Here is a 9,232-nt window from a genome sequence, read left to right as displayed (position 1 = left end):
CGCGGGCGCGGGGCCCGGTCGCGACGCCGACCGACGGCGTCGCCTGCACGGTGGTCGCCGAACGCCGGGACGGGCGCTGGCGGGTCGTCAACGTGCAGCGTGGGTCATGACCGCTTTGCGGGGGCCTGGTGGCGAAGCCCCCGGCCCTCGGTTGTCACTGCAGCTTGGTGCGGAGGACCTTTCCGGTGGCGTTGCGGGGCAGCTCGTCCAGGAACTCGACGTCCCGCGGCACCTTGTAGCGGGCCAGGTTCGCCTTGACGTAGTCGCGGATCTCGTCGGCGTCCAGCGACGCGCCTTCGGCTCGCACGACGAACGCCTTCAGCCGCTGCCCGAACTCCGGGTCCTCGACGCCGATCACCGCCGCCTCGATCACGTCCTCGCGCTCGACCAGCAGGTTCTCCACCTCGATCGGGAACACGTTCTCGCCGCCGGAGACGATCATTTCGTCGTCGCGGCCGTCGATGAACAGCAGGCCGTCCTCGTCGAAGTGGCCGACGTCGCCGCTGGAGAGCAGGCCGTCGATGATTTCCTTGTGGCGGCCGTCGGTGTAGCCGCCGAAGCTGAGCCCGCTGCCGACGAACACGCGGCCGGTCACGTGCGGCTCGGTGATCCGGACGCCCTTTTCGTCGTACAGCGCCACCTTGCAGCCCACCGGCGCGCGGCCGACCGTGCCCGGGGCCTTCGCCCAGTCCTCCGGCGTCGCGACCGTGGCCACCGCGACCTCGGTCGAGCCGTACAGGTTGTGCACGACCGGGCCGAACGCCTCGTTCGCGCGGTTGCCCAGGTCCGGCGAGAGCGCCGAGCCGGCGACGAAGATGATCCGCAGCGCGGACGTGTCGTACTTCTGCCGGACGTCCTTGGGCAGGTCGACGATGCGCTGCAGCATGGTCGGCACCAGCACGAGGGCGGTGCACTTGTGCTCGGCGACGCCGCGCAGCGCCTCTTCGGGGTTGAACTTGCGGCGCATGACGACCTTCGAGCCGAGCGCGAAGGACAGGATGAACTGCGAGAGGCCGGTGCCGTGGAACAGCGGCGCGCCCATGTAGGTGGCCTCGTTGGACCGCAGCGGGATCCGGTCGAGGAACTGCGCCGACGCCAGCGCGGAGGTGTGCGGCCGCGGCGCGCCCTTCGGCGTGCCGGTGGTGCCGCTGGTCAGCAGCACGAACCCGCCCGGCTTGGCCGGCGCGGGCCACGGCCGGTCGTCGGTGCTGGCGATGATCTCGTCGAGCACCGGGACGGTCCGGTCGGCCAGGTCGGCGCCGGGGTCGACCCAGGCGAGATAGCGGTCGACGCCGTCCGGGATGGCGTCGAGCAGGCCGGTGAACTCCTGGTCGTAGACGAGCGCGGTGACGCCTTCGCGCTGGGCCACGTCGGCCAACTGCGGCTTCGCGAACCCGGTGTTCATCAGCAGCAGGCGGACGCCGAGCTTGCCCGACGCGGCCATCGTGATGACCAGGCCGCGGTGGTCGCGGCAGAGGGCGGCGACGACCTGACCGGGCCGGATGCCGCGCTCGGACCAGGCCCTGGCCAGGGCGTTCGACTGGTCGTCGAGCTGCTTGTAGGTGAGCGGGCCGAGCTCGTCGACGATGCCGACGGCGGCCGGGTCGCGGCGGGCGGAGATGTGGTTGGCGCCGGCGAACGGGCCGAACTTCCGCAACGCGACCAGCGAACGGACGCCTTCGTCGACCCTGGGGAAGGGGACCAGGCCCGCCCGCCGCATCACGTCGACGCTGCGCACCGTCTCGGTCACCTTGTCCGCCACCGTGGTGGCGAGCGCGACCAGGCTCATCCAGGCACCTCCGTTGCTGCGGGGAAGAGAGCTAGCGCCGTACCGGCGGTATGGGAGCTACCGGAGAGTAAACCAAGGGTAGGCCGAACGCACCAGCCCGCGAGCGGGCGGAAACTGTCGGTGGTGGTCGGCATGATGTCGGAGTGCAGGTCATTGCGGGGCGAGAGGAGGACGGGAGCTTCACCGTGCACACGTCGTCGGACACGGTGTCCGGCCTGGACCAGGCGGCTTTCGCGGAGCTGGCGCGGGAGCTGGAGACCTCGCTGGCGCCGCGGTGGGTGTTTCCGTCGGTGGAGCGGACGTACCCGGTGCTGATGGCGGCCGGGCTGCGGGTGCGCCGCTGCTACGACCTCGAGCTGGCCGAGGGGCTCCTGCTGGCGTACGAGGGCGCGGAGACGCAGTCGCGGAGCCTGCGCGCGGCCTGGGCCAGGGCGAACGGCGAGGAGCCGCCACCGGATTCGGCGGCGGTCGAGCTGGCGCAGCCGACGCTGTTCGAGACGCGCGTGCCGACGCTGCCCGAGGGCGTGACGGTCGTCACGGCGGTCCGGCGCGTCCTCGCCGAGCAGGAGCGGCGGGTGGCGGCGGTCGAGCACCCGGACCGGATGCGGCTGCTGCTGGCCGCGGAGTCGGCGAGCGCGCTGGCGGCGGCGGAGATGTCGGCCGACGGCCTGCCGTGGCGCGCCGACGTGCACGAGGAGCTGCTGGCGGCGCGGCTGGGGCCGCGGGTGCCCGCCGGGCAGCGGCCGAAGGCGCTGGTCGAGCTGGCGGCGAAGATCAGCGAGGCGTTCGGCGGGCGGCCGGTGAACCCGGACTCGCCGCCGAGCGTGGTCCGCGCGCTGGCCCGCGAGGGGATCGAGGTGCCGGCGGCGCGGAAGTACCTGTTGAAGGGGATCGACCACCCCGCGGTCGGACCGTTGCTGGAGTACAAGGAGCTGTCGCGGCTGTTCGCGGCGAACGGGTGGGCGTGGCTCGAAGAGTGGGTCACGGACGGCCGGTTCCGGCCGCACTACGTCGTCGGCGGCGTGGTGTCCGGGCGCTGGGCCAGCCGCGGCGGCGGGGCGCTGCAGATCCCGAAGGTGCTGCGGACGTGCGTGCGCGCGGACCCGGGCTGGAAGCTGGTGGTGGCGGACGCGGCCCAGTTGGAGCCCCGGGTGCTCACCGCGCTGTCGGGCGACCGCCGGCTGGCCGACGTCGCGGCGGCGACGGACCTGTACGCGCGCCTGGGCGAGGCGCTGTTCTCGGGCGCGCGCTGGGTCCCGGCCGCGAACGACGACCGCGACGACCGGGCCCGGGCGAAGATCGCGATGCTGTCGGCGATGTACGGCGGCACGTCCGGCGAGGCGGGTCCCCTCCTGGGTTTGCTGCGGCAGCGGTTCCCGGACGCGGTGTCCTATGTGGAGCATGCGGCGCAGGCGGGCGAACGCGGCGAGCGGGTCCGGTCCCGGCTGGGGCGCACTTCGCCGGCGCCGTCGGCGGCCTGGCGCGCGTTGACGGGCGGGCTGGCTTCGGACGAAGCCGGCGAGCTGAAGGCCCGGCGGGCTTCGAGGGGCTGGGGCCGGTTCACGCGCAACTTCGTCGTCCAGGCGAGCGCGGCGGACATGACGGCGGTGATGCTGGCCACCCTCCGCACCCGCTTGCCCGCGCCGGCGCACCTGGTGTTCTTCCAGCATGACGAGGTGATCGTCCACACCCCGGCCGAGCTGGCCGCCTCCGTCGCCCAGTCCATCGAGGATTCGGTGACGGAGGCGGCGAGAATGCTGTTCGGCCCGGCGTGCCCGGTCCGCTTCCCGATGCAGACCGCAGCGGTCGACACCTACGCCGACGCCAAGTAACCGTGATGCCCCGCCAATCACGCGAGTTCCGGCCTCAATCACGCGAGTTCCGGCCTCAATCACGCGAAGCCGGTGCCCCATCACGCGAACCGGCCCGCCGGGTGCGCCGGGCCGGCCGCCGCCCGAGGCGCTGCGGCCGGCCCCGCTCACCCGCTACGGGAACATCGGGAGGGTCTGCGTTCCGACGTCCTGGTTCGGCAGCGTCCGGCCCGGGTTGCCGCGGAAGTCCGTCCACACCGGGTGCAGCCGGAAGTCCGCGCCCACCGCCGCGGCCGTGTAGTCGCAGATGAACACGCCCTGGCACGAACTGGACCTGAGGGTTCGCCATCTGCGTCGTGATCCTGCGCAGCGGGGACAAGCCGTCGCCCCAGCCGGCCGCGTACGCGTAGTCCAGGCCGATGCCGTTCGGGTCGTACGCGCGCGTGTACGACGTCACCGCGACGCGCCCGCCGAACGCCGCCACCGCCGGGAACACCTCGTCGGCGCCCGAGCCGATCTTCAGCGGCTTCGACCAGCCGCGCCGGCCGTCGGACCCGCTCAGGAACGCGTCGCCGTTCGTCTTCACCGACTCGCCGTCTCGGTACGTTCCGTTGCGGTCGTCGGCCCAGGTCACCCACAGGTGGTCCGTCACGCGGTCGTACGTCAGCTGCGGGAAGCTGTTGACGCGGAAGTTCTCGCCGGTCAGCGCGTTGTTGGCGATGTCCTCATCGACCGGGAAGTCGAAGTCGAGCCCCACTTCGGCGTGCCGGAACGTCCGGCCGCCGTCGCGGGAGGTCGCCACCACCACCGCGTCGTGGTCGGCCGGCCGGTCGCACGCCGCCGTCGCGCAGACCGACGTCTCGTACGCCACTTGGAAGTCGCGGGACTTCGACAGCACGATCGGCGATTCGACGAACGCGCCGGACGCGTCGTAGGTGAACTGCGTCCACGTCACGTAGACGTCGCCGGACACCGGGTCCGCGGCGATCCACTCCTTGTCGTTGAAGATCCGCGCCGGCGTCGGCGTGCCCGCCGGGGTGACGCCGTCGAGGTGCAGGATCGCCGGGTCGCCGAAGCTGCGGCCGCCGTCGTGGGACACCGACACCGCGATGCCGCCGGCGAGCTGCTGGTCGTCCGGCACCTCGGCCCGGCTGAACACCAGCGTCGCGTAGTACACCGTGTTGTGCGGCCCGAACGCGATCGCCGGGTCACCGGCGGCGTCCATATAGGACAGTGGCGCGGGCGCCCCGGTCGGGTGGTCCAGGTGCGGCAGCTGGACGTTCGCCCAGGTCCGGCCGCCGTCGAACGACGTGTAGGCGAAGCCGCCCGAATCGTTGCGGGCTTCGCGGGTGTTGTACAGCCGGTAGTCGTTCGACCCGGCGACGATGTTGCGCGTCGGCGAACTGCTCCTTGAGCAGCGGATTCGGGACGTTGTGCCGCGGCTCGGCGGCCGCGTGCGCGGCCGGCGCGAAGGTCTCCGGCCGACCCAGGCTTGTCCCGCGGTGCACCGCGGTCAACCGACGGAAGTTCGAAGCCGGACATTCCGGGTTTCGGTGGCCTGGAACGATGATCGACTAGGCCAACGCGTCGTCGATGGCCTTCGTGATCCGCTTGAGCGACACCGGGTGCGCCGTGCCCAACGTCTGGGCGAAGAACGACACCCGCAGCTCTTCGATCATCCACCGCACCTCGTTCAGCGCCGGTGACGACGTCCCCGGCGGCAGCGATGCCACCGCGTCGGCGTACTCGCCCTGGATCCACGCGATGTCCGCGGTCCGCTGCAGGTCGCGCGTCGGCTCGGTGGGAAGCTTCTCCAGCCGTCGCGAGATCCCCTGCAGGTACCGGACGACGTGGCGGAGCCGCCCGGCGCCGGTCGCCGTCACGAAACCCGGGTACACCAGGCCGGTCAGCTGGGCGCGGATGTCGGACAGCGACTCGGCGGGACCCCGCGCCGACGGCAGGGCCACCTCGACGTCGTTCGCCGCGCGGAGGATCTTCTCCACGTCCGTCAACACGTCGAGCACCTGCGGGTGCAGGCCCGCGCGGACCTTCTCCAGCAGCACCTTGAAGCCGGTCTCGTCGAACACCGGACCGCCGCCCGCGGCCATCAGGGCGTCCACCGCGCAGTCGACGCAGTCCTCGAGCAGCGCCGCGACGCTGCCGTGCGGGTTCCGGTTCAGCACCAGCTTCGACGAGTTGGACAGCGACCGCGTGATGAACTTCATCGGCGAGTTCAGGTTCAGCCGCAGCATCCGCCGGGTGCCCGCCCACATCGCGTGTTCCTGCTCGGCCGGGGTGTCCAGCAGCCGCACGGCCACCGAAGCGCCCTCGTCGACCAGCGCCGGGTACGCCTTGACGTCGTGACCGCGCTGCTTCGACTCGAAAACGTGCGGCAGCGCCCCGAACGACGGCTTCGTCAGCCCGGCCTTCTCCAGCGTGTTGGCCGCCTTGGAGATCGTCTCACGCACCTTCGGCGCCAGCCGCCGCTGCAGTTCCGCGACGTCCTTGCCCTCGGCGACGCGCTTGCCGCGCTCGTCCACGACCCGGAACGTCATCTTCAGGTGCTCCGGCACCGAAGCCAGGTCCCAGTCCGCATACGGCACCGTGATGCCCCGCAGATTACGCAGTTCGCGGCCGAGAACCTCCAGCAGCGGACCGTCCGAAGGGGACACTCGCGAAAGGACGTCCCGAGCCGTGTCCGGCGCGGGGACGAAGTTGCGGCGCAACGCCTTCGGCAGCGACTTGATCAGCTGGGTGACCAGCTCCGCGCGCAGCCCCGGCACCTGCCAGTCGAACCCGTCCGGCGTCACCTGGTTGAGCACCGGCAGCGGGACGTGCACGGTGACGCCGTCGGCGTCCGCGCCCGGCTCGAACTGGTAGGTCAGCTTGAAGACCTGCGTGCCCTGCGTCCACGAGTCCGGGTAGTCGCCCTCGCGGACACCGCCCGCCGTTTCGTTGATGAGCATGGACTTCTCGAACGAGAGCAGGTCCGGCTGCTCGTGGCGCGCCTTCTTCCACCAGCTGTCGAAGTGACGCACCGAGACGACGTCCGCCGGGACCCGCGCGTCGTAGAACTCGTACAGCGTCTGGTCGTCGACCAGGATGTCCCGCCGCCGTGCCCGGTTTTCCAGGTCTTCGACCTCTTCCAGCAGCGCGCGGTTCTCGGCGAAGAAGTGGTGGCGCGTCTGCCAGTCCCCCTCCACCAGCGCGTGCCGGATGAACAGCGCCCGCGACATCTCGGGGTCGATCCGGCCGTAGTTGACGCGGCGGTCGGCGATCAGCGGGACGCCGTACAGCGTCACCTTCTCCGTCGCGATCACCGCGCCCTGCTTGCGTTCCCAGTGCGGCTCGGAATAGGACCGCTTCACGACGTGCTGCGCCAGCGGCTCGACCCACTCGGGTTCGATGCGCGCGTTGACCCGCGCCCACAGCCGGGACGTCTCGACCAGCTCCGCCGACATCACCCAGCGCGGCTGCTTCTTGAACAGCGCCGAGCCCGGGAACACGCCGAAGCGGGCGCCGCGCGCGCCCAGGTAGTCGCCCTTGGCCGGATCCTTGAGCCCGATGTGCGACAGCAGCCCGGCGATCAGCGACGTGTGCACGCGCTGCGGGTCGGCCGGGGCCGTGTTCGTGTTCAACGAGATGCCGAGCGGCTTGGCCAGCTGACGCAGCTGGCTGAAGATGTCCTGCCACTCGCGCAACCGCAGGTAGTTCAGGTACTCGGTGCGGCACATCCGGCGGAACTGGTTGCCGGACAACGCCTTCTGCTGCTCGGCGACGTACTCCCAGAGATTCAGGTAGGCCAGGAAGTCCGACGTCGGATCGGCGAACCGAGCGTGTTGCTGGTCGGCTGCTTGCTGCTTCTCGGCCGGCCGCTCACGGGGGTCCTGAATGGACAGTGCAGCGGCGATGATCATCACTTCGCGGACGCAGCCGTTCTTCGCCGCCTCCAGGACCATCCGGCCCATCCGCGGGTCGACCGGCAGCTGCGCGAGCTTGCGGCCGATGTCGGTCAGGCTGCGGTCGGACCCGGTCGAGGAGAACGCGCCCAGCTCCTGCAGCAGGCCGATGCCGTCGCTGACCTGGCGGCGGTCCGGCGGCTCGACGAACGGGAACGCGGCGATGTCCCCCAGGCCCAGCGACGTCATCTGCAGGATGACCGACGCGAGGTTGGTCCGCAGGATCTCGGGATCGGTGAACTCGGGCCGGCTCTCGAAGTCCTCTTCGGAGTAGAGCCGGATGCAGATGCCGTCGGACGTGCGGCCGCAGCGGCCCTTGCGCTGGTTCGCCGACGCCTGCGACACCGGTTCGATCGGCAGCCGCTGCACCTTGGTGCGGTGGCTGTAGCGGGAGATCCGCGCGGTGCCCGGGTCGACGACGTACTTGATGCCCGGCACGGTCAGCGACGTCTCGGCGACGTTCGTCGCGAGCACCACCCGCCGCCCGGTGTGGGACTGGAAGATGCGCTGCTGCTCGGCCGACGACAGCCGCGCGTACAGCGGCAGGACCTCGGTGTTGCGCAGGTTCGCCCGGTTGAGCACGTCCGCGGTGTCGCGGATCTCGCGTTCGCCGGAGAGGAACACCAGGATGTCGCCGGGGCCTTCGGCGCACAGCTCCTCGACGGCGTCGAGGATGCCCTGGGTCTGGTCGCGCTCGTCGGCGGCGCCGGCGTCCTCGGAGGGGTCCTCCGGGTCGACCAGCGGCCGGTAGCGCACCTCGACCGGGTACGTCCGGCCGGAGACCTCGACGATCGGGGCGTCGTCGAAGTGCTTCGAGAAGCGCTCCGGGTCGATCGTCGCCGAGGTGATGATGACCTTGAGGTCCGGGCGGCGCGGCAGCAGCTGCTTGAGGTAGCCGAGGATGAAGTCGATGTTGAGGCTGCGCTCGTGGGCCTCGTCGATGATCAGCGTGTCGTACTGGCGCAGCGAGCGGTCGGTCTGGATCTCGGCGAGCAGGATGCCGTCGGTCATCAGCTTGACCAGCGTGTCCTGCCCGGACTGGTCGGTGAACCGGACCTTGTAGCCGACGGCGTCGCCGAGCTCGGTGTGGAGCTCGCTCGCGATCCGGTCGGCGACCGTGCGCGCGGCCAGCCGCCGCGGCTGGGTGTGCCCGATCTGGCCGCGGATGCCGCGGCCGAGCTCCAGGCAGATCTTCGGCAGCTGGGTGGTCTTGCCCGAGCCGGTCTCCCCCGCGACGATCACCACCTGGTGCTGACCGATGGCGGCGGCGATCTCGTCCTTGAGCTTGCTGACCGGCAGCTCTTCGGGGTACTCGATCTTGGGCACGCTCTCGCGCCGCGACTGGACGCGCAGCTCGGCCTTCTCGACGTCGGCGGCGATCTGGGCGAGGACGGAGTCGCGGTTGCGGGCTTTGCGGGCGCCTTCGAGCCGGCGGCGCAGCCGTTGCTCGTCACGCGGCATGAGCTCGGGCAAGCGCGCACGCAGCGCGGCGAAGGGGGATGGCTCGGACATTCTTGGTCCAAGGATAGCCGTGCGTGACGAACCGGGCCTCCGAATATCCCGGCTACGTGACCGGGCGCACCCCGGAGGCCCGCCTCAAGCGCCCCAATGTGGCGTTCGGTGCGTCCAACGCACCCAATGTGGCGTTCGGTGCGTTGGACGCAACCAACGCC

The 9,232-nt window shown here is 71.2% G+C and carries 4 protein-coding genes; 1 reads left to right on the top strand and 3 read right to left on the bottom strand.

The features are described 5' to 3' along the window. Nucleotides 1-154 precede the first annotated feature (154 nt). Nucleotides 155-1,789: an acyl-CoA synthetase gene (locus ACWEVN_RS43220; protein WP_452055148.1), complete on the bottom strand. Its 1,635-nt coding sequence runs from the start codon at nucleotides 1,787-1,789 to the stop codon at nucleotides 155-157. A 143-nt stretch (nucleotides 1,790-1,932) separates the two neighbouring features. Here ACWEVN_RS43220 and ACWEVN_RS43215 point away from each other — a divergent pair, with 143 nt between their 5' ends. Next, complete coding sequence (locus ACWEVN_RS43215) at nucleotides 1,933-3,621, top strand: bifunctional 3'-5' exonuclease/DNA polymerase (protein ID WP_449686094.1); 1,689 nt, start codon at nucleotides 1,933-1,935, stop codon at nucleotides 3,619-3,621. 55 nt (nucleotides 3,622-3,676) lie between these two features. On the opposite strand, the gene ACWEVN_RS43210 is transcribed toward ACWEVN_RS43215, so the two are convergent. Both ACWEVN_RS43210 and hrpA read right to left on the bottom strand, forming a co-directional pair. Further along, nucleotides 3,677-4,825 carry a hypothetical protein gene (locus tag ACWEVN_RS43210; RefSeq protein WP_452055147.1) on the bottom strand — a complete coding sequence of 383 codons (1,149 nt, stop codon included), beginning with the start codon at nucleotides 4,823-4,825 and terminating at the stop codon, nucleotides 3,677-3,679. Between the two features lie 349 nt (nucleotides 4,826-5,174). Continuing rightward, nucleotides 5,175-9,071, bottom strand: coding sequence for an ATP-dependent RNA helicase HrpA (hrpA, locus tag ACWEVN_RS43205; RefSeq protein ID WP_452055146.1), 3,897 nt, complete (start codon nucleotides 9,069-9,071; stop codon nucleotides 5,175-5,177). Nucleotides 9,072-9,232 lie beyond the last annotated feature (161 nt).

The organism is Amycolatopsis sp. NPDC003861 (assembly GCF_053605405.1).
Note: the sequence above shows the minus strand (reverse complement) of the source record. Positions and strands in the feature narration are given on the sequence as shown.